The organism is Streptomyces pseudovenezuelae (genome assembly GCF_029892565.1).
Lineage (GTDB): Bacteria > Actinomycetota > Actinomycetes > Streptomycetales > Streptomycetaceae > Streptomyces > Streptomyces pseudovenezuelae_A.
Genome location: NZ_JARXVH010000023.1, coordinates 33,239 through 55,210, shown reverse-complemented (window position 1 = coordinate 55,210; position 21,972 = coordinate 33,239). Strand labels below are relative to the sequence as shown.

Annotated in this window: 18 protein-coding genes and 5 pseudogenes; 6 read left to right on the top strand and 17 right to left on the bottom strand. The window is 68.5% G+C overall.

The genetic code is table 11. The features are described 5' to 3' along the window. Window positions 1-141 precede the first annotated feature (141 nt). Window positions 142-942 carry a hypothetical protein gene (locus tag M2283_RS43980; RefSeq protein WP_280882204.1) on the bottom strand — a complete coding sequence of 267 codons (801 nt, stop codon included), beginning with the start codon at window positions 940-942 and terminating at the stop codon, window positions 142-144. Beyond that, the gene (locus M2283_RS43975) at window positions 939-1,142 is read right to left on the bottom strand and encodes a hypothetical protein (RefSeq protein ID WP_280882203.1); all 204 of its coding nucleotides are present in this window, start codon (window positions 1,140-1,142) and stop codon (window positions 939-941) included. The genes M2283_RS43980 and M2283_RS43975 overlap by 4 nt, the downstream gene beginning before the upstream one ends. Before the next feature lie 655 nt (window positions 1,143-1,797). Here M2283_RS43975 and M2283_RS43970 point away from each other — a divergent pair. After that, entirely contained in the window at window positions 1,798-3,123 is a 1,326-nt protein-coding gene (locus M2283_RS43970) for a DNA-binding protein (protein ID WP_280882202.1), read from the top strand. Here the strand turns inward: M2283_RS43970 and M2283_RS43965 are convergent, their stop codons facing one another. Continuing rightward, window positions 3,124-4,137: an NAD-dependent epimerase/dehydratase family protein gene (locus M2283_RS43965; RefSeq protein ID WP_280882201.1), complete on the bottom strand. Its 1,014-nt coding sequence runs from the start codon at window positions 4,135-4,137 to the stop codon at window positions 3,124-3,126. It lies immediately after the preceding gene. Between the two features lie 149 nt (window positions 4,138-4,286). On the opposite strand from M2283_RS43965, the pseudogene M2283_RS43960 reads away from it, so the two are divergent. Then, window positions 4,287-4,565: pseudogene (locus M2283_RS43960) on the top strand (transcriptional regulator); the annotation flags it as partial. On the opposite strand, the pseudogene M2283_RS43955 reads toward M2283_RS43960, so the two are convergent. Next, a pseudogene (locus tag M2283_RS43955) lies at window positions 4,508-4,643 on the bottom strand (transcriptional regulator); the annotation flags it as partial. The pseudogenes M2283_RS43960 and M2283_RS43955 overlap by 58 nt on opposite strands. 117 nt (window positions 4,644-4,760) lie before the next feature. Between M2283_RS43955 and M2283_RS43950 the strand changes: the two are divergent. Together M2283_RS43950 and M2283_RS43945 are read left to right on the top strand one after the other, a co-directional pair. Next, window positions 4,761-5,315 carry a flavoprotein gene (locus tag M2283_RS43950; RefSeq protein ID WP_280882200.1) on the top strand — a complete coding sequence of 185 codons (555 nt, stop codon included), beginning with the start codon at window positions 4,761-4,763 and terminating at the stop codon, window positions 5,313-5,315. A 54-nt stretch (window positions 5,316-5,369) separates the two neighbouring features. Further along, a complete protein-coding gene (locus M2283_RS43945; RefSeq protein ID WP_348538967.1) occupies window positions 5,370-5,513 on the top strand; it encodes a hypothetical protein in 144 nt (47 codons plus the stop codon). A gap of 558 nt (window positions 5,514-6,071) precedes the next feature. Here M2283_RS43945 and M2283_RS43940 read toward each other — a convergent pair. Continuing rightward, complete coding sequence (locus tag M2283_RS43940; RefSeq protein ID WP_348538966.1) at window positions 6,072-6,824, bottom strand: helix-turn-helix domain-containing protein; 753 nt, start codon at window positions 6,822-6,824, stop codon at window positions 6,072-6,074. Window positions 6,825-6,865: 41 nt separating this feature from the next. Further along, window positions 6,866-7,504, bottom strand: coding sequence for an HAD family hydrolase (locus M2283_RS43935; protein ID WP_280882199.1), 639 nt, complete (start codon window positions 7,502-7,504; stop codon window positions 6,866-6,868). 189 nt (window positions 7,505-7,693) lie between these two features. Between M2283_RS43935 and M2283_RS43930 the strand changes: the two genes are divergently transcribed. Further along, window positions 7,694-8,371 carry an HAD family hydrolase gene (locus M2283_RS43930; RefSeq protein WP_280882198.1) on the top strand — a complete coding sequence of 226 codons (678 nt, stop codon included), beginning with the start codon at window positions 7,694-7,696 and terminating at the stop codon, window positions 8,369-8,371. Between the two features lie 14 nt (window positions 8,372-8,385). Here the strand turns inward: M2283_RS43930 and M2283_RS43925 are convergent. The 6 genes and pseudogenes from M2283_RS43925 to M2283_RS43900 form a co-directional block, all read right to left on the bottom strand. Then, window positions 8,386-8,889: pseudogene (locus M2283_RS43925) on the bottom strand (transcriptional regulator); the annotation flags it as partial. Then, window positions 8,881-9,048: pseudogene (locus tag M2283_RS43920) on the bottom strand (haloacid dehalogenase); the annotation flags it as partial. The pseudogenes M2283_RS43920 and M2283_RS43925, both read right to left, overlap by 9 nt. A gap of 434 nt (window positions 9,049-9,482) precedes the next feature. Further along, a complete protein-coding gene (locus M2283_RS43915; protein ID WP_280882197.1) occupies window positions 9,483-10,484 on the bottom strand; it encodes a hypothetical protein in 1,002 nt (333 codons plus the stop codon). Then, complete coding sequence (locus tag M2283_RS43910; protein WP_280882196.1) at window positions 10,481-12,073, bottom strand: hypothetical protein; 1,593 nt, start codon at window positions 12,071-12,073, stop codon at window positions 10,481-10,483. Before M2283_RS43910 ends, M2283_RS43915 begins: the two co-directional genes overlap by 4 nt. Next, window positions 12,070-15,096: a hypothetical protein gene (locus tag M2283_RS43905; protein ID WP_280882195.1), complete on the bottom strand. Its 3,027-nt coding sequence runs from the start codon at window positions 15,094-15,096 to the stop codon at window positions 12,070-12,072. The genes M2283_RS43910 and M2283_RS43905 overlap by 4 nt, the downstream gene beginning before the upstream one ends. A 3-nt stretch (window positions 15,097-15,099) precedes the next feature. Further along, entirely contained in the window at window positions 15,100-16,068 is a 969-nt protein-coding gene (locus tag M2283_RS43900; RefSeq protein ID WP_280882194.1) for a hypothetical protein, read from the bottom strand. A gap of 245 nt (window positions 16,069-16,313) precedes the next feature. On the opposite strand from M2283_RS43900, the pseudogene M2283_RS43895 reads away from it, so the two are divergent. Continuing rightward, window positions 16,314-17,520, top strand: a pseudogene (locus tag M2283_RS43895) (IS3 family transposase). A 244-nt stretch (window positions 17,521-17,764) separates the two neighbouring features. Here M2283_RS43895 and M2283_RS43890 read toward each other — a convergent pair. From M2283_RS43890 to M2283_RS43870, 5 genes are all read right to left on the bottom strand, one after another. Next, on the bottom strand, window positions 17,765-18,400 hold the full coding sequence (locus M2283_RS43890) for a CoA transferase subunit B (protein WP_280882193.1): 636 nt from the start codon (window positions 18,398-18,400) through the stop codon (window positions 17,765-17,767). Beyond that, window positions 18,397-19,179, bottom strand: a complete 783-nt coding sequence (locus M2283_RS43885) for a CoA transferase subunit A (RefSeq protein ID WP_280882192.1) — start codon at window positions 19,177-19,179, stop codon at window positions 18,397-18,399. Before M2283_RS43885 ends, M2283_RS43890 begins: the two co-directional genes overlap by 4 nt. Before the next feature lie 34 nt (window positions 19,180-19,213). Beyond that, complete coding sequence (locus M2283_RS43880; protein WP_280882191.1) at window positions 19,214-19,966, bottom strand: SDR family NAD(P)-dependent oxidoreductase; 753 nt, start codon at window positions 19,964-19,966, stop codon at window positions 19,214-19,216. Further along, a complete protein-coding gene (locus M2283_RS43875; RefSeq protein WP_280882190.1) occupies window positions 19,963-20,928 on the bottom strand; it encodes a fumarylacetoacetate hydrolase family protein in 966 nt (321 codons plus the stop codon). The genes M2283_RS43880 and M2283_RS43875 overlap by 4 nt, the downstream gene beginning before the upstream one ends. A gap of 86 nt (window positions 20,929-21,014) precedes the next feature. Next, window positions 21,015-21,965, bottom strand: coding sequence for a VOC family protein (locus M2283_RS43870; protein ID WP_280882189.1), 951 nt, complete (start codon window positions 21,963-21,965; stop codon window positions 21,015-21,017). Window positions 21,966-21,972 lie beyond the last annotated feature (7 nt).

The window sequence follows — 21,972 nt, the reverse complement described above, 5'->3', positions numbered from 1 at the left end:
GATGGCCTGCATGTTCTTGGCCTCGACCACGCCATCAGTTCTGGGTGCACATCGCGCTGCTGGGGTGGTTGGCCGCGCACAAGCCGGCCGCTCTGTAGCCCGAGCCGTCGGCATGGGCCATGAGCGCCTTCGTGGTACTGGTCATGGCCTGTCTCCCGTCCGCAGGCCTTCACGGAGGTAGGCGATCACGTACGGCAGGTCGTCGAAGGCGGGGTCCCAGGGCAGGCCGTGATCCATGACGCCGTACCCGGTAGTGCGCAGGAAGCGGCGGACGCGAGCTATGGCGCTGTCCCAGTCCGCCACGGGGGCAGTACTGGCTCCCCTCCACATGATGACCATGGCGGCTGTGACGTACGGCGGCCACAGATGTGTGTCCAGGGAGCGGACGGTGTAGTTGGTGAGGCGGACTTGCTCCAGCGTGGCCGCGAGGAGATCGCGAGGGGACCGCTCGGGCCACTTGTAGGTGGGGTGCACGGCAAGGTGATCCCATCCGTCGGTGGGGCAGGCGGCCGGCGGTGCACCGCCGGGCCGCTGGCGGGACACGATCAGCGGCTGGTACCGGTGGACGCCCGGGGTTCGGCGCGGACCAGGTGCGCGGACCGTGTAGCCGGCGGACTCCAGTCCGGCGGTGACCGCGGCCAGCCGGGTGCGCCAGTGCTCGGCCTGCTCCGCCGCAGGGACGTTCTGGTCTGCGTGCCAGTCGACCTCGACACACAGATCAGCTGTGGCTGGCCACAGAGCCCGATAGAGACCGGTGGCACGGCACCAGCCGTGCCTGGGCGGGATCCGCCGGTCGACGATCCGTAAACCGTCCTGCTCGCCGGTCTGCACCCAATGCTGACCAAGCCGGAGCTCGTCGAGCTGGTGAGTGACCAGGGCGGCGCCGCTGCGAGAAGGGCCCGCCGGGTCGTACACGATGTTCGTGGGCGAGGTACTGGTCATCGCGGCACCAGCCGGTCGTAGTGCCCGCACAGCGTGCGCACCGAGCGGGCCGTCCGCGACGCGATGGCCCCGCGGAGGGCGTCCGTCTCGGCGGGCTCTGCGCGCAGCAGGATCCGGGCCTTGCTGATACACAACAGCGGCGACATGCGGGCGTGTGACAGTCGGGTGTCCGGGGGCATGGTCAGCGTGGTGTTGGTCATGCCGACCGCTCCAATCCACCGACGGCTGACAAACAGTCTTCAAGCGCAGCCTGGAGTGCACTCGAGCCGGTGATCCAGTCGCTGTCCCCGGGGCAGACTCGCCAGTGCGGGCCTGAACCCTCAGTGCGGCGAGCCGGCGGAATGGTGAGGGTGCCGCCGGCGCCGATGGCCTCAGTGCTCTCAACCTCCCAGTCGGCTGCGGTGCCGCGTCTCGGCGCGAGAGTGGCGGTCGGGGTCATGCCGAGCCCTCCTTCCGTCCGGGAGCTACGGACGATGCGCATCGCGCTACTCGCTCAACGCGGCAACGCTTTGCGGGAGTTGTTATCCACGCCTCCTTCAACGTCTTCACGGGGAGGACCGCGGTGCGCTGCGTCTCTGGCTTCACGGGGAACTCCTGATTGCACGTTCTGTGCCTGGTCGAACACCCTCGGCGGGGTTGGCGATCAGGTTCCTCTCACCTAGCGTGGCCTCGCCATGACCTGAGAGGTGTCCTCTGGAGTGCTCGGGAGGGGCGAACGCGGCGCCGGGGTAGCTTTGAAGTGGCGTCTATGCGAGGACTGTTGCCTTGGCGCGGGGTTGCGGCTTCCCCTGCATGAGAAGGGATCGATCCGAGGGCGCCCAGCAGGACTACCGGCGCCGGAAGACTGGGGGCGGAATGGGAGACGTACCGAGGACATTGCTGAAGTTGCTGTGTGATCGGGACAGGCTTTCCTACCGTCAGTTCGAGAAAAAGTTCACCGACATCGGTAATCGCCTCTTCGGGCCAGACCCCAGCAACCCCACCTGTGGCGAGACACAGTTCCGTCGCTGGACAGGTGGCAAACTCGTGCACCTGCCCGGCTCTGCGACGTGCCAGATCCTCGAAGCCATGTGGCCGGGATACACGGCGGAGCAGCTGTTCGGATCACCACCGGAAATCGATCCCCAGGCACCCGCGTTCGACCTGGAAGAGCGAGTTCGAATGACCGCACGTAAAGCACATGACGGCGCTGACGCAACCGCTGCGGCGTCCATCTCCGACACCACAATCGACGAACTGCGAGACCAGGTGGTGACGCTCGCGCAGAGCTACCACCGACTGCCGGCGGTCATGGCGTATGAGGCAGCCGACAGCCTTCACTCAGAGATTGAACGCCACCGCGACAGGACACAGATCCCCGTCCAGCAACAGGAGTTGATCATTCTCAACGGTCAGACAGCCGCGCTGCTGTCGGTCGCCGCCTTCGACCTCGGCTACTTCAAGAGTGCCCGCAGCTTCGCCCGCACCGCTGCTTTGTACGGCGAGAGCTCACGGTTCGTTCCGCTGCGCGCATTCGCCGACGGCACGCTGGCGTACATCGCCTACCACACTGGCAACACGACGGAAGCGGTCGCAAAGGCGAGCCGTGCGTTGTCGTACGGAGGTCTTGGCCACATCGCCCAGCGGCGTCTGCACGCCATCCAAGCGCGCTCGTACGCCCACCTTGGCGATGTGTCCTCTGCCCAGCACGCCATGCAGTTGTCCGAGGAAGGCAACCGGGACCGACACGACGACCTGCACGATGTCGTAGGCGGAGAATTCGGCTTCTCCGATGAGCGCCTGGCGATGTCCAACAGCACTACCGCTCTGTTGGTCGGTGATCCGATCCAGGCCGAGGCCTCTGCGCGCCGGGCGCTGTCCCTCGTCGAGCAGAAGGCGCACGGGGATCAGTCCGCGCACGTTCGGGCAGGCGCGGCAGCGGACATCGCCCAGGCCCGTCTCCTCGCAGATGATGTCGACGGAGCGGCTGAAGCGCTGACACCCGTCTGGGAGGTGCCTGCCGAACGGCGCAACACAGGCATCGTCCTGCGGACAGCCCGTATCGGCCGGCACTTGGCCCGACCGATCTATCACGGGTCGCCGCTGCCCCGGCAACTGCGGGAACAGATCGAAGAGTTCAACCGTGTCTCACCGCCGTACAGGCTCGGTCCTCCGGTGCCCCTGCTCGCGATCGAGTCCTGATCACAGCGAGGCGAGGATCTTCGCCTCCTTTTCCGGGGCGATCCCGTGTTCCGCCCACCGCGGGTGGTCTACGGGACGCCCGTCAGCCGCCCACCATCGCCACGTGTCGCGGATGGTCTCGGCGATCGGACGACAGCTCAGTCCGGCGTCGACAGCTCGGCTGGAGTCAACTGCCCACACCCCGGCATGGGTACGCCAGAGCGGAAGTTCGGTCCACTGCGCCACGCCGTGCTCCTTGAGGACCTCCGGCTCCACCCAGACCGGCGTACCTGTGCTGTCGGTCGCGGCCAGGCATCCGCTGAGGAACTCCTCGAAGCTCGTTCCGACGGGGTGGGTGACGTTGTATCCGCCGCTGGTCGTGCTCGCGGCCTGGTCCAGCGCGAACTGAGCGACGTCGCGGACGTCGACGGGCTGGATACGCTGCTTGGCCGGAGCCGGCGCGATGAAGCGCCCGCCGCGCTTGGCTCGCTCCAGCCACCACGGGAGTCGTCCTACGTACTCACCGGGTCCCAGAATTACCCCGGGCCGCAGGAAGGCTGCCGAGTCCCCGAAGGCCGCGGTGACCGCACGCTCGCCACCCGCCTTCTGGAATCCGTAAAGGGTCGGGCTGCCGTCCTCGCCTGTGTACCCGTACGTCGCGTCGGCGTCAGGCGGGCACTCCAGCAACGGGGAGCCGTCGGTCAGAGCCTGGTGGGGCCATCCTTCGTACACGGAGACGGTAGAGATGTGGACCCACCGCCCGACCTGATCGCGAAGGGTGGTGGTCGCCAGCAGCACATCGCGCGGTGCGAGCTCAGAACTGGAAGTGTCGATCACAGCGTCCCAAGTGCCGTCCTGGGCAAGGCGCACCAGGTCCGCGTGGACCGTTCGGTCCCCATGCACCGGTTGCACCCCAGCCACGTCCTGGCCTGAGCGCCCCCGGTTGAAGGTGGCGACCTCCCAGCCTCTCGCCAACGCTTGCTCCGCGATGGCCTTGCCCAAGAACCAGGTTCCGCCCAACACCAAAATCCTCATGCCCTGATCCTGCCTGCCGACGGTGGGTTAGCGGAAGCCGAAGCCCGACGTGCGCAGTCCAGCGGCGAGCTCGTGAACTCGGATGAGGAGTCGTCGGTCCCAACCCAGTTCGCGGGACCCCTAGCTGCGCTCTCGAGTTCACGGTCGTAGGCCAGGCTTTGCACCCTGCCGCGCAGGCGCACGGTTCTCTCGGCTGTGCCTTACTCACGGAGACCGCCGGCCAGACCCGGCGGGCCGTTACCGCAGCACTCGCAGAGTCCTACCTGCTCGCGGCTCGCATTGAGTTCTTCGACATACGCGATGCGGACCGTGCCGGACATACTCTGCTGTTCGCGCTCCAAGCCGCTGGTGAAGCCGACGATGCGCTGATGGGCGCCGCATTCGACCTGCGTGAGGTAGCTGTAGGAGTACGGGATGCGGCCAGCGAGCCCCCGCAAGGTCAGCCTGGCCAATCTCCGCTGTTCCCTAATGCGGGCACCCGTGTGGTCGTCGTCCAGGTTGGGCATACAGGTCGCCGTTTTAAGCAGCCACTTGGAACGGTACTCGCGCACCGAGCTGCGAGTCAGGCGTCCGTCCCCGTCTCCACCCGGAACGGGGGCGGTTGCATGTGATCAGATAAGACCATGACGACTCCCTCGCCCGTGCTCTACCTCTTCGGCTCTGCCGCTCCGCCTGTCGTCGACGTGGCCGCGGTGATCGAGAACGCTCAGGGCCGCGGCTTCGATGTGTGTCTCGGCCTCACCCCCACCGCCGCGCGCTGGCTCGGCGACCAACTCGGGGACCTGGAGGCGCTGACCGGGCACCCGGTGCGATCCGAGTACAAGTCGCCCGGCGAACCGGACGTATGGCCGAAGGCCGATGCGATCGTCGTCGCGCCAGCCACCTTCAACACAGTCAACTCGTGGGCGCTGGGGCTGACTCACGACTTCGTGGTGGGGGTGGTCGCCGAGGGCCTCGGCAAGGGGATCCCGATCGTGACGATGCCGTGTGTGAACGCGGCCTACGTGCAGCACCGGCAGTTCGAGCGGAGCGTCGCCGAGTTGCGGGCGATGGGTGTCGAAGTGCTGTACGGCGAGGGCGGTTTCGTGCCGAACCAGCCGGGCCAGGGCAAACCCAAGCAGTACCCGTGGCACCTGGCGCTCGTTGCGGCGGAGCGGATTGTCGGTGCCGCCCCGTAGCCTTGTCCTCTGTCCCCCGACTCTGACCGTCCTGGTTCCGTACGGTCTGCTGACGTGGTCAACGAGCTGATCCGTGCACTGTTCCAGCGCTCCGGTGGTCGGCTGTACGGGGAGGACCGGGCCGAGTACGAACGGCTGGTCGCGGAGTGGACGTTGGCGGTCGCGGCCGAGCGGGTCGAGATCGTCGAAGCGGCGTAGAAGCTCAGGGGCCGTCGGAGGCGGCGCCACGAAGGTGCGACATACGCGCGACGAAGAGCCGTGATGGTGGCGGCATGAATCACGACGACGATGAGCTCACCGGCTATACCGGAGACCGCAACCAACCGCCCACCATGGACCGCATGGCCTACCTCCTCCAGTTGTGGGACGCAACCACCGGCCATCCGCAATCGACGAAGCGTCCCAGCGTCCTGACGGACCCACGGATGCTGCCGAGTGTGCTGCGGCGCGATCTTGCGAGCGACCTTCAGAGCCTCGAAAGCTGCGTCGGCCTGCCCGGCCCACAGCTGCGCACGGGCCATCTCGATGTAGAACCCGGACCGGCGCTCGGCTGGAAGCTTGTGTGGAGGTTTCCACTCGTGTGCGACATCCAAGGCGCGACCAGTGCGATCACTGCCAAGACTCACACGGCGACCGACACTTCATGGATGCGCACAGAGTCCGGGCCCAAGGCCATTCCGCAGTACACATCCTCGCCCACCCCATCCCCGAGCGACTGTGCCTCCGCCAGGTGCAGCTTCGCGGCAGCACCATTACCTACTCAGCCAGCAATGACCGCAGCGCGCATGCGCAAGGCGCCGCGGGCAGCAGCCGCAGGAGCGCAGTCGGGGACCGGCGATCGGTCGATAGCCGCTTCCAGAGCACGCAGCCCGGCGGCGTGGGTGACGGCGGCGAAAAGGTCTCCGTCCGTACATAGGCGACGCTCGACTCCAGCACCGGATCCTGAGCCTCGGGAATGACCCACCGCATCAGGTCGATCATTCGGGCAGACAGGACGCGGGCGCCGATCTTGTACGCTGCCGCATCCGCTGAGCGGGCGGCGCTTACCAGCAGGCCGGCCAGGTCCCGGCGGTCGTCGCCGCCTGCTGAGTGGTAGCCGCGCAGCAGTTCCGACAGCAGGCTCGGCCGCGCCCGGGCGATAGGGGTGTACTGCGCGGCAAGCTTCCAGTCCGCGGCCTTCTCAACGGATGCGCGCAGTGCGGACATCGGACGGACGGGGCCGTCGTCAGGGAGGTCGTAGGCGGAAAGTACCGCCGACAGAGCAGGTAGCGCGGCATGGACCCTGGTTTGGGCGGAACCTCGATCGGTCAGCAGCTGGTTGGGATCGATCCTGAACGCATCCGCTATCGCCTCCAAGGTCCCAGGGCTGGGGCGACGTTCGCCCTGCTCGATCTTGCGGACCGCTCCGAGAGACAGATTCGTCGCATCGGCGAGCTGCTGCTGCGTCATCGGTGAGCGGGCCACACTCCGGTAGTAGGCGACTTGATCCCCCACCGTGCGTGCAGTCATACCGGCCAAGTCAGCGGCAGTTGCGCCCCCGAATCGGGGGTTCAGGCAGAGACGACGCCGACGAGGTCGAGGAGACTGTCGATGCGGTAGTCCGCAACGTCCGCCTGCGCGCTATGGGCCCACAGGTGTCCCCACGGGCCGCGGCGAAGGTGCGCGGCTCGGAGCCCGGCGGCCTGTGCGGGGGTAATGTCGTGGGCTGGATGGTCGCCGACGTACAGGGTGGTCTCGGGCTCAGCCGCTGCTGCGGCCAATACGCGACGAAAGAAGTCTGGAGAGGGCTTGGCTACCCCGAGTTCCTCCGAGGTGGTGATTAGGTCGGCGGGCAGGTCGATTCCCCGAAGCAGTTCACCGGCGCGGGCCGTCTGGTTCCCGGCGACGATGATCCGCACTCCGTGGTCGCGGAGCATGGTGAACGCAGGGCGGACGTCCTCGTACAGATCGCTCTCGTCCAGACTCTCGCCGTGGCCTGCAGCCTCCCTGGCGGCGTATTCGGCGGGGATGTCGATGCCCGGGCGGATGAGCCGGAGGGCTTCGGCATTGTCGTCGCCACGTGCGACGACGGCACCGACGAGCGCTGAGAGGGTGTGCCTAGGGAAGCTGAGCCAGTCGGCCCAGGCAGCCCAGTATCGGTCGTCCCGGGTGATCGTCTCCCCGACATCGAAGACCATTACACGAATCATGGCCGCAGAGTATGCGGCTGTGAAAAATGGCCCCTTCCGCCCGAAAGGCAGAAGGGAGCTGCTCTGTTAGGAAGGAGACATGACAGCCAGCCTGGTCAGCATAGAGCGGTTGGAGCAGGCCGCGCACGGTCTGCGCACTGTCGTGTGACACCTTGTCAGTCAGTGGCGGATGGGGAGTTGAGGGGCGCCATGGCACGACTGGTCCTTTGGGACATCGACCACACCTTGATCGATACACGAGGTGTGGGCCGTGAGATGTCGGCTGCGGCGTTCCAGAAAACCAGGGGTCTGCCCCTGCGTGAGCAGGCGAAGATCGACGGCATCACGGAGGCCGTGATCTTCCGTGAGACCGCGAAGCTCCATGGGCTGACCACGGATCGTACGGACTTCGAGCGCTCCGCCGACGCGTTGACTGAGGAACACCTGAAGCGGGCTGCCAACCTGCGCGAGTGCGGCCACGCGCTGCCAGGTGCGGCTGCTGCTCTTGACGCGCTCGCCGCGTTCGGCGTCGAACAGACGGTGGTCTCCGGCAACATCCGCCCTGTCGCCGAGATCAAACTCCAGGTATTCGGGCTTGATCGGCACATCGTCTGGGATCTCGGCGCCTACGGGGAGGAGAGCGATGTCCGCGCCGACCTGGTGCGTCTGTCCCTCCAACGTGCTAACGCGTCCGCCACGGAAGCTGTACTGATCGGCGATACTCCTGCCGACGTGGACGGGGCACATGCGAACGCCGTACGTGTCATCGCGGTTGCATCCGGTCGCAGTGACCAAGCAGCCTTGCGGCAGGCCAGCGCGGAGGTGGTACTGGCAGACCTCCAGGACACGGAGTTGTTGGTCAGGCTCGTACGAGACCACAATCCATGAGTACGCAACACGCGTCAGCTGGCCTGCTGGTGAACCGCGGCGTGCAGCTCGCGGACGCCCGTCGTGCGGGGGTGCCTCTCTGCCAGTTCGTAGACGATGCTGCGGATCGCGGGCCGATCCCGGACTTCTGCGGGACTGGCCCGGTGCGCCGCGAGAAGTGCTTGGGCGGTCTGCTCGGGCCGTTGCCATGCTCACCACGCTCGCGCCATGTCGGTGCCCAGCCGTGCCTTGCGCTCGGCAGTCGGGAACTGTGCGGGGCGCAGGTCCTTCCCCGCTTCCAGGGCTGCGCCGGCATCTCCGAGTGCCCAGTGCACGCCGACCGCATACAAGTCGACGGCGGCCGGGCTGATGGGGAACAGACGGCCCGCCGGGGCGGTCTCAGGCAGACGGGCGGCGGCGCGGCGGGCTTCCACGGTCATCGCCAGGGCCTCAGTGCGGTGGCCGCCCCGGGCGGCAGTGTAGGCCAGGGTGCAGAGCATCTGGGCATACGCTGATGTCGACGCGTCGGTGCGCAGTCCCTGGAAGGTTTCGCGGTAGTCGCGTCCCTGCGCGATGACCGCGCCGAACATTGCGGCGAATGTGTGGCGGGGGACACCGAGCCAGTCAGCCCAAGTGCCGTACTCCCGCGTCTCGTCAACTAGGCATTCACCGACGTCGAAGACCACTGCACGAATCATCGCCGCAGAGTATCCGGCCGTGGGAAAATGGCCCCTCCCGCCCGCAAGGCAGAAGGGGGAACCGACTCGTCAACGTCCTAATTCCCGTGTAACGAGCTCACCGGCCCTCGCCGGTCGGTGAGGTGGTTCGAACGGGTTCTGGCGCCTGCACTCCGCCTGCACTCCGCTCTCCCCCGTAGCGGCGGGCCGGAGTTCCACTCAGAACCTGTGTCCGGGTCCGTCGGGCTGCCGTTTCAGCGGTGTTGTCCAGTGTGTGACTCCCTGCTGGAGCGGGGTGCCGCGCCGCGGGCGGTGTGCTGCTCGTCGGCGTGTCGGGCCAGGCAGTGGCGGCGGCCACGGCGGATTCGACGCCGGGTCGCGGTTGCCGAACTGCTGCGCACGCGCGTCCTGTTGAACGGGGCAGACGTCCCGCGTACGCCGGAGGAGCTCTCGGACTACTTGAGGATGTCGTAGAGCCGGGCGACCTCCGGCAGGTTGAGCCGGCCATTGTAGAGGATGTACTCGCCATGCGAGCGGGTACGGGCGAGGTCGATCAGGTGGTTGCCGAAGCGCTCGGGCAGGCGGCCGACCATCAGGGTGCGGGCGTGTTCGTCCGCTTTGACGAAGAGCTCGGTGCGTTTCACCTCGATCAGCTTGCCGGTGAGGCTGTCCACCCAGCGGATGGAGAGGGCCTTCGCGGCCCGCGACTCGAACGTGCGCAGCTGCTCGGTGTCCACATGGCCCTTCTTCAGCTCCAGGCGCTGCGACCAGTAGTGACCATGGGTCACTCCGGGATCCGCCTCGTCCTTGATCGTGCAGTACCAGATCGCATCGGTGGCCTGCTTCCACCCCTTGTCGGTCAGGAACTCGACGCTCTCCGCCCGGCGCGGCGCCTCCAGCGTGCTGAGCGACAGCTTGACCTCCACCCCGTCGGCGTTCTTCAGGAGCGCGGTGCCTTCCTCGAGGCTTTTGAGTACGGCCCAGGCGCCGCACGCCGCTGCCGCGTCAAGGGCCGGGCTGATTTCGGGGTGGGTCAGCAGCAGATGCTGCACGAGATACCCGACGAACGCCTGCTTGCGGCCCGCGGACGCCAGCTGGGCGCTGGTGAAGTCGGCGACCCGGGAGGCGGCGTCGCGCGCCCAGCGCTCCATGAGCGTGACGACCTCCGCATGGGTGGAGCGCCCGAAGATCTTCGGGTCGATGTTCAGGTCCTTGAGGATCGCCTCCATAGTGCTGCGGGCACTGATGAGTTCCTGCAGGTCGTGCGAGGCATCCTCGACCAGGGAGATCAGGTCGCGCAGCGCCTCGTGCGGATGCGGAAGCACCACGGGCTTCGGGGGCGGCGGCAGCGGCAGACCGAGGTCGGCGACGAGCTTCTGCTTGGCCGCGAGGGCGTGGTCGAGGGCGTCGGCCGCGGTGTCCAGGGCGGGTGCGACCTTGGGGACCGTGGCGTTCACCGCGCCGGTCCGAGCAGGGTCTTGATGTCCTGCACGTAGCCGTAGCCGCGCACGGCATGACGCGCCGCCGCGAGCCGCGTCCCGATCAGTTCGCCGAGGGCGACGAGACCGATGTCCTTGAGGGCCTCGCCGTACACCGTCAGCCGGAACTGGGCGAGCGCGCCGAGCCCGGCGAGCACTTCGGCGCCCTGCGCTGCGGAACCGCCCACCATCAGGCCGGCGACCACCAGCCGTTTCGCCAGCTGGACCTGGGTGTACAGCTCCACGATCTGGTGTGTGGCGACCACCAGGGCCGCGGCCGCGGCGCCCGTCTCCAGGGCGACGGTGAGCAGCGGGACGGCGCCCCAGGGGAACAGGATCAGAGCGGCGATCGAGAGCCCCGCCGCGATGATCTCCACCCACCGCCAGATCGCGCTCTTCTCCGCAGCCCGAGCCTCGTCGGCCTTCTTCCGCTCCAGGAGGGCAAGCCGGTAGTGGCCGGCCACCGCATAGCCGAAACCACCCTGGACCAGGCCCGGTTCGGCGAGCATCCGGTCCCAGGTCTCCTCGTGCAGGAGCGGCAGCCAGGCCCGGTCGTTCTCTATGCCCTCGGCGGCCTTGGTGAGCAGCCGCACTTCGAGTGAGGGTCTGAAGTCGGCGAGATGGACCCGTCCTTCGGGCAGTCGGGTCGCCGAGGGGCCGACGACACCGGGGGCGCGTTCGCCCAGGGCGGTCTTGCGGACGTCGGTGACCGACTCCGTCAGGAGCTGAAGCACCTGGGCGAGCCTGCCCTCGAACTGCTCCTGCGTCGTGTCCAGGTCGACCAGCCGCACGCCGAGCAGCCCGATCGGGCACTCCTTGGTGAACACCGCCGCCTGCAGGGCCGTCCCGGCCCGCTTGGCGTAGCTTTCGATGCTCTCCTTGAGGTCCTTCTCGTCCTGGCTGCCGGGCTTCGGTACGACGGCCAGATGCCGCTTAAAGGCCGCGACAGCCACGAACTCCTTGGCCACGGCCAGGAGCTGGGTGTGCAGCCGGCCGCAGAGTTCGTGATTCTCCAGGGTGTGCCGGTGGACTGGCTCGCTGGTGTCGGGCTCGTCGTCGACCGGGGCGGGGAACCGCCCGATCTGCTGGGTCTTCAGGCCCAGTTGCTTGCTTCCTTTCTCCAGCTGCTCACTGCTGGACTTGAGGGCGTCGGTCGCCAGCTGCGCCGCTCTGGCCTCCAGGTCGACGAGGGTGCGGCCGATCAGGTGCGAGAGCAGATCGCGGACCGCGGCGAAGAACAGCCCGTCCTCGATCTCCGTCTTGCCGCCCCTCTGCAGGGCGAGCAGCGCATCGCGGGCCTGCTCGATACCGGACCAGCCCTGTGTGCTGTACGACAGGACCATGCGACCCAGCAGGCTGCCGTCAAGGACGAGTTCGGGATGTCCGGGCACGACGACGGCGCTCCTGCGGCGGCGCGCGGTGCCGTACTCGCGGGCCAGGACGCGGAACCTCGCGACCGTCTTCTCCTCCAGGTCCCGGAAGGCGGGGGAGCGCGGATCGGGCCTGGGGCCCTCCAGGGGCGTCGTACCCGTCGGCACCCCCGGATCGAGTGCGATGACGACACTCATGACTCGCCCTCGCGCAGGGCGCGCTCGGCCGCCAGGTCCGGCAGCTTGTCGCCGCTGTCGTGCAGATACACCAGTGTCGTCGGCACGACGAACGTCCACGGCTCGCCCTCGGCCTTGCCGCCGAGTCGGTCGTCCGTCTGCTCCCGCATCTCCTCGTGAAGCGATACGAACAGGTCGTCGCCGATCACCGGGGTGCGCCCGCCGGACCAGGGCGCACGGTTCGCCAGGTAGTAGCAGACGGCCTGGCGGTAGCCCGGGGTCACGGCGACAAGGACGCGCGCCATTCCCGCCCGCAAGAACGCCGTGAACGCGGGATCGGCGTCGTCCTGGCGGTCCATCAGCTCCAGCCAGTCCGGCTGCTCCGCCCAGTAGTACGGATAGAAGAGATACGACAAGTGCTGCCACTCAAATGCCTGTTCGAGGAACTGGACAAGCTTCCCCTTGGCCCTGGCCACCTTCAGATCGATCGCCGGCCAGTCGCTCTCCTTCTCGTCCGGCTCCGTCTTGTAACCGGCCGTCGTGGGCGGCACCGGCACCTTCGCCTTGGGGTCCATCGTCTCGTCCACCTCGAAGCGCGTCGTGACCGGCTTCAGCTTGCGGGTGGCGAGGGCGTCGGTCAGGGGCAGTACGTCGTCCCCGGCGTCGCTGTCGAACTCCTTGGTGATCAGGGTCAGACAGTGCTTCTTGATCTCCTCGTCCATGACCGCCTTGTCCGCGGCGTCCGAGGAACCCGCGAGCGCGTCGGCGACGCTCGTCGCCCTCAACTGGGCTATCTCGTCCCGGTATTGAGAGAGCCTGCGCTCGTACTCCGCCGTGCGTGCCTCGTTGACCGCGGCGGTCTTCTTCAGCTCGGCCTTCTTCACCACGGCGTACACGGCGGCCTGCCACTCGGCGCGCCGCTCGGGGGTCAGCCGCAGATGCAGCACCGTCGAGAACTCGTACCACCAGATCTCTCCCCAGAAAGTCAGTCGTACGGTGGTGTCGTCAGCGGGCAGGACCAGGTCCTCCGGTGGTGGCTCGGGCGAAGTGAAGACCCAGTCTTTTTGGAGGGGATGGGTCTGGTCCCAGACCATGCGGTCGGCGATCTCCAGGGTGAACCGGTTGGTGGCCTCCTTGTGGTGGAGGCAGGCGACACCGAGGAAGTCGACGTGTTCGGCCCGGTACCCGGCGATGCCATCGCCATGGCACTCGAAGACCCGGGTGCCGTCCCGCTCGTCCAGGTCTTTCTCCTTGAAGTAGCGGGCGTTCGTGCCGAGTTGGCGCAACGCCACCACCTTCTCCTCGACCGGCACCGGCAGCTGCTCCAGGTCGTAGTCGACGCGCAGCTTCTGGTACGTGGCCGCGTCGATCGCGTCCTGCTCGTAGGGGAACACGGGCTCGTCGTACACCGGGAGCGCCGGCGGCTGCGGGACGGTGAGGCCCTTCTCGGCGTTCCTCAGCCGGGTCTGCACCCAGTACGCGGCGGGCTGCGGGATCAGGAACTCGAACATGGTGCGCTTGCCGTAGTTGAAGATCTGCGCCTTGTAGACCTTGTCGACCCAGCGGTACATGCCCGATACATGCGCCGGGCCCTTGACGTTGGTGAACTGCTGCAGGTTTGTCTCCTCGGTCTCCAGGCGATGGGTCGTCGAGCGCTGGGTCGAGGTCTGTTCGGTGACCCTGCTGACGGCCTTGTCGATGACGTCACGGGCGAAGTTCTGGGCGGTCTTCTTGGTGTCGTCCGAGGCGCGGTTGTAGGAGAACCCCGCAGTGAGCGAGGCCACCACGGGCGTGCTGGTGTAGGTCACGGTCGCGTTCGCCGTCACCCCGAGGGTGGACTTCACAACGGCCTCGGCCTCGTTCTTCACCTCGAAGCGCTGGGTGGACTGGACGTCGCGGGTGTTCTCCTGGCTGTCGGTGGCCGAGAAGGAGAAGGTGTCCTCGGCGTGCTCGGTGCGCTTGTGCTCGCGGGTTTTCGTCTCGCCCTTGAGGATGTTGTGGATGTGCGAGATCTCGCCCGGCCGGTACGCGACGAGCCACTGCCGTACGACCTTGAGGTCGCCGATGCCGATGGGCCGGATGGGGTTGAAGGGGACCAGGTAGCGGAAGAGGCGAGCGAAGAGGCAGTGGATCACCGGGTCTGCGAGCCGCCACCTGGCAAGGGACTTCGAATCCGCGATCAGCGGGAAGCAGGGCGGCGAGCCCTTGAACTGCCAGCCGCGCAGGCCGGGGCAGCGCTCGGCGAGGCAGCCGAGCAGGGCGCGCTCGCCCGCGGTCGGCGTCCCCTGTGTGCGGATGCGGGCGACGATCGCGTCGATGGCGAGGGCTTCGAGGACGTGCAGCGCGCGCAGGCCGTCGATCAGCGGTTCCAGGTCGACGTCGAGCGCGCGGCGCCAGATGTACAGCAGATACAGAGCGTCGAACAGCTCCCGCTTCGCCCGGGCGAAGTCGGCCGAGTGCCCGCAGTCCGCGGTGAACACGACGCGGGTCAGCGGGGCGCCGAGGAGCGTTTCCAGGCGGGCAACGAGGGCGGGGATCGCGTCGGGCGCGCGGACGAGCGCATCCTGGGCGTCCAACAGGTCGATGATGCGTGGGAGTTCGGGGATCAGCGGTACGCCGAAGAGCAGCTCGGGCCGGTCCGGCAGGAGGTAGTAGGTCGAGTCGCGCACGACGTACGTGAACGCGTCGAGCCGCTCCAGGGGCAGCGGATGCCGCATCGGCCCGTTCGTCGACATGCCGCCCTTCTCGCAGGGCCCTGCGCAGGGGACGGCCAGCTTGAGTGACTCATCGAGCAGGACCGCGATCTGTTTTTCCTCGGTGCTCTCGCCCGGCTGCTCGCACAACACTTTGCGGTGGACGAGCTTGCCGATCTCGGAGCTGCTGTCCTCGGTGTGCAGATCGCGCGCCACGCGGCGCACCGCGCTGCCCTGTGCGACGTACACCTCGTCGTGGATGTACGCCTCACCGAGCGCCTGCGGGTCCACCGCGTCCGGCGCCCGCACCACCATGAAGTCGAAGACGGGATCCTGCTCGCCGCCCGCCACGGATCAGCCCTCGGCAAGTGGCGGAGTGGCCCCCTGTGGGCCGGAATTGACGCTCGCCAGCGCCGAACCCCACGTATAGCAACGGGTGATGAGTGAGGCGAGCTCCTCCGCGGAGCCGTCCTCGGTATAGTCGATCACCGCGATGAGCGCCTCGGCGCCGCGCACAGCCGCCCGCTGCCGGTTGCTGAACTGCTCGCGGGTCAGGGGCGGCTGAGCCGGTGCGAGTGTGCGGGTGACCTCCTCGATGAGCTTGTCGCCGTTGGAGTCCGGGAGGTACGGCCACCGTTCGCCCGGCGGCGTCGAGATACCGAAGATCGCGCACACGCCCTCGTTGCGCAGGATCGGATAGGCCCGGTCCCGGGCCGCTCCGGCCAGGGCGCTCTGTGAACTCCACTCCAGGGCGTCCCCGGCGAGCCCCTGCAGGTAGTCCCGCAGCGGCCGGTGCTCGGTGCGCACCCGCTCCCGCAGCATCTCCTCACCGGTGTCGAAGACCCGTTCCGCGTATGCGCTCGCCGCGGCGATCAGCGCGTCACGCAGGCGGGGGAAGTCTCCCTTGCCGTGGTCCCGGACGTGCGCGGTGCGGCCGAAGAGCGGCAGGTAGATCGCGTCGCGCTGCGCCTGGTTCGGAATGCGCTCGTCGCTGCCGCAGCGGGCGGCCAGCTCGGCCAGGGCGGGGGCGAGCGGCGGCCTGCCCAGGGCGGTGTAGAGCTGCGGGCGGGCGAAGAAGTCGGCGGCGACGAGGCCCGCGCAGTGCACCAGGCAGTCAAGCTCCAGATAGAAGTAGGCGGCGGCGGCATGACGCGAGTCCGAGGTGATCTTCCCGAAGGTTGCTGCGTCCGCTATGCGGAAGTGCGGGTCGACGGGAGCCGGCTTGATCGCGGCGGGGGACGCCTTGGCCGCGGCGGACGCCCGGGAAGGCTGCGCCGTGCGCGCGGGCCGGTCCGTGGCGCTGCTGGTGGGTTTGGTGCTCACGATGGGTGCCTCACCTTCGGTGACGCGGCTCCTGGTGCCGCGTTTCTCCGGCATAGCACCGTGCGCCTGCGGGCGATATCCCCGGAGCCGGGAGGGTCGGTTTCTTGCACCTCCCGGCGTCCGCCCCGCCACTGCAGCCAGTCCCGCCGCTCGACATTCATGCCGGGGCACCGCCCCATGGGCCTTGACCCTTGATCTTGGACACACGAGACACTGGATCCTGAGGATCTGAGAACGGACATCTCGTGGTCATGAAGAACTATCCGCCGCAGTTCAAGGCGGACGCGGTCGCGCTGTACCAGTCGCGGCCCGAGGCGACGATCCGGCAGGTCGCTGCCGATCTGGGAATCAACGCCGAGACCTTGCGGAACTGGGTTCGGGCAGCGGGCGCGAGCCGGCCGCGGGGACGCCGGGCAGAGGCCCCCGCCGAGCCGCCAACACCGCTGGAGGCGGAGAACGCCGCTCTGCGCAAGAAGGTCCGCGAGCTGGAGGAAGAACGCGAGATCCTGCGCAAGGCGGCGAAGTATTTCGCCGGGGAGACGCGCTGGTGAACCGCTTCCAGTTCGTTGCCGACCACCACCGCCGCTACGGCGTGAAGCGGCTGTGCACCATCCTGGGCATCGCCCGTTCCAGCTTCTACTACTGGCGCCGGACGGCCGCGGACCGGGTCGCCCGGCAGGCGGCCGACGCCCGCCTCGCAGCCCGGATACGGGCCGTGCACCACGGATCAGGCGGCACCTACGGCGTCCCCCGGATCACCGCCGAACTCCGCGACGACGGCGAGCGAATCAACCACAAGCGCATCGCGCGGGTGATGCGCAGCATCGGCCTGGCCGGAGTGCGGCTGCGTCGCAGGCACCGCACCACGATCACGGACCCGGCCGGGGCGAAGGCCCCGGACCTGATCGGCCGCGACTTCACCGCAAGCAAGCCGAACACGAAGTACGTCGGCGACATCACCTATCTCCCGCTGGAGGGTGGGAAGTTCCTGTATTTGGCCACCGTCATCGACCTCGCCTCACGCCGCCTCGCCGGCTGGGCGATCGCGGACCACATGCGCACCGACCTCGTCACCAACGCCCTGGCCGCCGCCGAACGGACCCGCGGCAGCCTCGCCGGCGCGGTCCTGCACACCGACCAGTTGAACTCGCCCAGTACACCAGCCGGATCTTCGCCGACGCCTGCCGCCAGGCCGGCGTCCGCCAGTCCATGAGCGCGATCGGCTCCAGCGCGGACAACGCACTCGCCGAGTCCTTCAACGCGACGTTCAAACGCGAGACGCTCCAGGGCCGCAAAACCTGGTCCAGTGAACGCGTTGCCCGCCTCGACGCGTTCGGCTGGCTCAACCGCTACAACACCCGCCGCCGTCACTCCCACCTCGGACAACGCAGCCCCATCGCCTACGAGACAGCACTCGACACAACATCAACTACCCTGGCCCAAGCCGCATAGCCCGTGTCCAAGATTCCGGGTCAAGGCCCGTCACCAGCGACACCATCCCCCTGAACGGCCGCCGCTCCTACTTCTCCGAGACCGTGACACGACGGGGGCGATCCCCCCCGGCGGCTCCTCGCCCCCTCGGACCAGGCCGCGTACGTGCGCAAAATGCGGGAGCGACTGGATCTGATGGGCTTACACCTCCTCGACGAAGACCTGTTGCCGGCCTGGCTGTGCGCCGCGGCCAGGCCGGCGTGCCTCAGGTGGCGGTGTGCAGCTTCGCGGCAGTGACCGCTGTGATGGCCTCGGCCGTGACGCCGGGGGCGGTCTCGACGAGGAGCAGGCCGTTGTCGGTGACGTCCATGACGCCGAGGTCGGTGATGACGCGGTGGACGCAGGCCTTGCCGGTGAGGGGCAGGGTGCATTCGTCGAGGATCTTGGGGCTGCCGTCCTTGGCGGTGTGGTCCATGAGGACGATGACGCGCTGGGCGCCGTGGACGAGGTCCATCGCGCCGCCCATGCCCTTGATCATCTTGCCGGGGATCATCCAGTTGGCGAGGTCGCCGGTGGCGGAGACCTGCATGGCGCCGAGGACGGCGGTGTCGATGTGGCCGCCGCGGATCATGCCGAAGGAGAGCGCGGAGTCGAAAAAGGAGGCGCCAGGGAGGACCGTGACGGTTTCCTTGCCCGCGTTGATGAGGTCGGGGTCGACCTCGTGCTCGCGGGGGTACGGACCGGTGCCGAGGATGCCGTTCTCGGAGTGCAGGACGACGTGAACTCCCGGCGGAAGGCGGCCCGGGACGAGGGTGGGCAGGCCGATGCCGAGGTTGACATAACTGCCGTCGGTCAGCTCGGCGGCGGCGCGGGCGGCCATCTGGCCGCGAGTCCAGCTCATGCGAGTACGGTCCCTCGTGTCGAAGACGCGGAAATTCGAAGGTGCTCTATGCGCTTGTCGGCGGCCTGGGCAGGGGTGAGGGCCACGACCCGCTGCACGAAGATGCCGGGGACGTGAATCGCGTCGGGGCCGAGGGCTCCGGGCTCGACGAGCTCCTCGACCTCAGCCACGGTGATGCGACCGGCCATTGCGGCCAGCGGGTTGAAGTTGGCGGCGGCCTTGTTGAAGACCAGGTTGCCGTGGGTGTCGCCGCGCCAGGCGCGGACGAGGGCGTAGTCGGTGGTGATGCCGTGTTCGAGGATGTGGTCGCGACCGCCGAAGGTGCGGGACTCCTTCGCTGGGGAGGCGACGGCGATGCTGCCGTCGGCCGCGTAGCGCCAGGGCAGACCGCCGTCGGCGACCTGTGTGCCCACGCCCGCCGGGGTGTAGAAGGCCGGGATGCCGGCGCCGCCGGCTCGCAGCCGCTCGGCGAGGGTGCCCTGCGGGACGAGCTCGACCTCCAGTTCACCGCTGAGGTACTGACGGGCGAACTCCTTGTTCTCCCCGACGTAGCTGCCCGTCACGCGGCTGATGCGGCCCTCGGCGAGGAGAACGCCCAGCCCCTGGCCGTCGATGCCGCAGTTGTTGGAGACGACCTTCAGGCCGGTGGCGCCCTGGGCGTGCAGGGCGTCGATGAGGGTGGCCGGGATGCCGGACAGACCGAAGCCGCCGACTGCCAGCGAGGCCCCGTCGGGGATGTCGGCGACCGCCGCGGTGGCGCTCGCGCTGACCTTGTTCACGTTTGGGTCCTTTCAGTCGGAGGTCAGTCGGAGGTCAGTCGGAAGCCGACCGCAGGGCGTCGGAGATGGACTTGGCGCCGCCGTGTGCGGTGAAGCCGCCGTCGACGGGGATCTCGACGCCGGTGATGAAGGACGCGTCGTCGGAGAGGAGGAAGACCACCAGCGGGGTGATCTCGTCGACGGTGCCGGTGCGGGCCAGCGGCGTCTCGCGGATGTTCGCCTCGCGGAAGGCGGGCGCGGCGGAGGCGGTCATCTCGGTCTCGATGAAGCCGGGATGGACGGTGTTCACGCGGATGCCCCGTGGGCCCAACTCGACGCAGGCCGCCTTCGACAGGCCGCGCAGCGCCCACTTGCTGGCCGTGTACGCGACCGGGTAGTGCCCGGTGAGCCCGGCGGCCGAGCCGACGTTGACGATCGACGAGCCCGGCGGCATCAACGGCGCCAGGTGCTGGATGCCCAACAGCGGGCCGGTGACGTTGACCGCGTGGACGCGGGCGAAGTCCTCGGGCGCGACCTCGTGGAGCCGCGCGCGCCAGGTGACGCCGGCGTTGTTGACCAGGCCGTGGACCTCTCCGTACTGGCGTCGCAGCCCTTCCGCGAGCGCCGCCCACTCCGCCGCCTCGGTGACGTCCAGACGCAGACAGCCCGGAGCCTCGGTCACATCGGTGGCGACGACCACCGCCCCCGCCCGGGCCAGCGCCTCGACCTCGGCCGCGCCCTGCCCGCGCGCGGCTCCGGTGACGACGACGACCTTGCCGTCCAGCCCGTTCACGGCCCCGCGGTTCACGGGCGCGACCGCGGGCGCTTGCGGGCCCGGGGGACCGGCACCGGTCCGGCGCCGGGCACGACGGTGTTGGAGACGGTGCCGATCCCCTCGACGGTGAGTGTGACGGTGTCGCCGGGTTTCAGCGGCGGCGGATCCTGTCGGCCTCGTACGCCCCACAGCTCGGCCAGGCAGCCGCCGTTGCCGCAGGTGCCGGAGCCGAGCACATCGCCGGGGCGGACGTATGTGCCGCGCGAGGCGTAGGCGACCATCTCCTCGAAGGTCCAGCTCATGTTGGACAGCAGGTCCTTGCCGACCACCTCGCCGTTCACCGAGGCAGTCAGAGCCAGTCGCAGGAAACCATCCGTGTCCCGGTACGGCTCCAGTTCGTCGGCGGTGACCAGGTACGGGCCGAAGGTGGCGGCGGTGTCCTTGCCCTTGCAGGGGCCCAACCCGACCCTCATCTCGGCGGATTGGAGGTCGCGGGCGGACCAGTCGTTGAAGATCGTGTAGCCGATGATGTGGTCGCGGGCCTGCTCGGGTGTGAGGTCGCGGCCTTCGACGCCGATGACTGCGGCGACTTCGAGTTCGAAGTCCAGGACCGAGGAGCCGGGCGGCACGGGCACGTCGTCGTGCGCGCCGATGACGGCGTACGGATTGGTGAAGTAGAAGGTCGGCGCGTCGTACCAGGCGTCGGGCACCCCGGCCGCGTTGTCGATGCTGAGCCGTACGCCCTCGACGTGTTCCTCGAAGGTGACGAAGTCCCGTACGGACGGCGGCTGGAGAGGCGGCAGCAGCCGCACCTGCGAGACATGCGGGCCGTCCGGTACGTCCGGCGTGGCGTTGCCCGCCTCACCCAGGGCCGTGGGGCCCGCCCGGAGCAGGTCGAGCAGCGAGGCGCGGCCGGGGATGGGGCGGAGGGTGCCGTCGTCCTCGACGGTGGCGACGCTGCGGCGGCCGTGGTGTTCGTACGTGGCGAAGCGCATGGCGATCCTGGGGTGCGGCGTAGGGGTGGACAGGGGGCGCGGGGGGAGCCAGGCATGGCTTTCCGCGCCCCCGGAGCAGATGGGGATCAGACCGGCGGGGCGACGAAGACGCCGGGGTCGACGTCGTTGAAGGACTCCTTGGCGACCAGCTCGTTCATCGGGTTCGCCGTGCCCCACTGGTCGGTGACCTCGGGCCGGGAGAAGTCGTAGACGTGCGGATGCCAGGTGTCCTCGTCGAGTTCCTCCAACTCCGTTGTGTACTCGACGGTGTTGCCGTGCGGGTCGAGGAAGTACGTGAAGGTGTTGTCGCCCGCCATGTGGCGGCCTGGCCCCCAGATCTTGCGGGCGCCGGAGCGCATGACGCGCCCCGAGCCGCGCATGTACTCGTCCAGGCCGCGCATCTCGAACGAGACGTGGTGCAGGGAGGTGTGCGGTCCCTTGGCGAGGGCCATCGAGTGGTGCTGGTGGCTGATCCGCATGAAGTGCATGACCTCGCCCATGTGCGGGGAGCTGAGCGTGTCGGACAGCCGGAAGCCGAGGTGGCGCTCGTACCAGGCGCGGGTGGCGTCCAGGTCGGGGGAGTTGAGGACGACGTGCGAGAGGCGGACCGGGATGGCCTCCTTCTCCTCGATACGCCGGTGCTGCCGGGCCCCGACCTCCGCCGAGACCTCGACGGTGCGGCCGTCGCCGTCGAAGAAGCGGAAGCCGTAGCCGCCGCCGGGGGTGTCGACCTTGCCCGGCTGCGAGATCAACCGCACGCCGTCCGCGAGGAGGTGCTCGGCGAGCGTGTCCACGTCGGCGGCTGACGCGGCGCCGTAGGACACGAGGTCGAGCCGCTTCTCGTCGGCCTTGCGGAGCCGTACGACGTACTGCTCGGGGCTGCCCTCTGCGGCCAGGAAGGAGATGCCCGAGTCCTCAGCGACCTTGGTCAGGCCCCAGACTCCGGCGTAGAAGTCGAGCTGCTTGTCGTAGTCGGGCACGGCGAGGTCGACGTGCCGCAGGTGGGTGAGCAGGCGGTTGGGGAGGGCGTCGGTCATGTCGGGG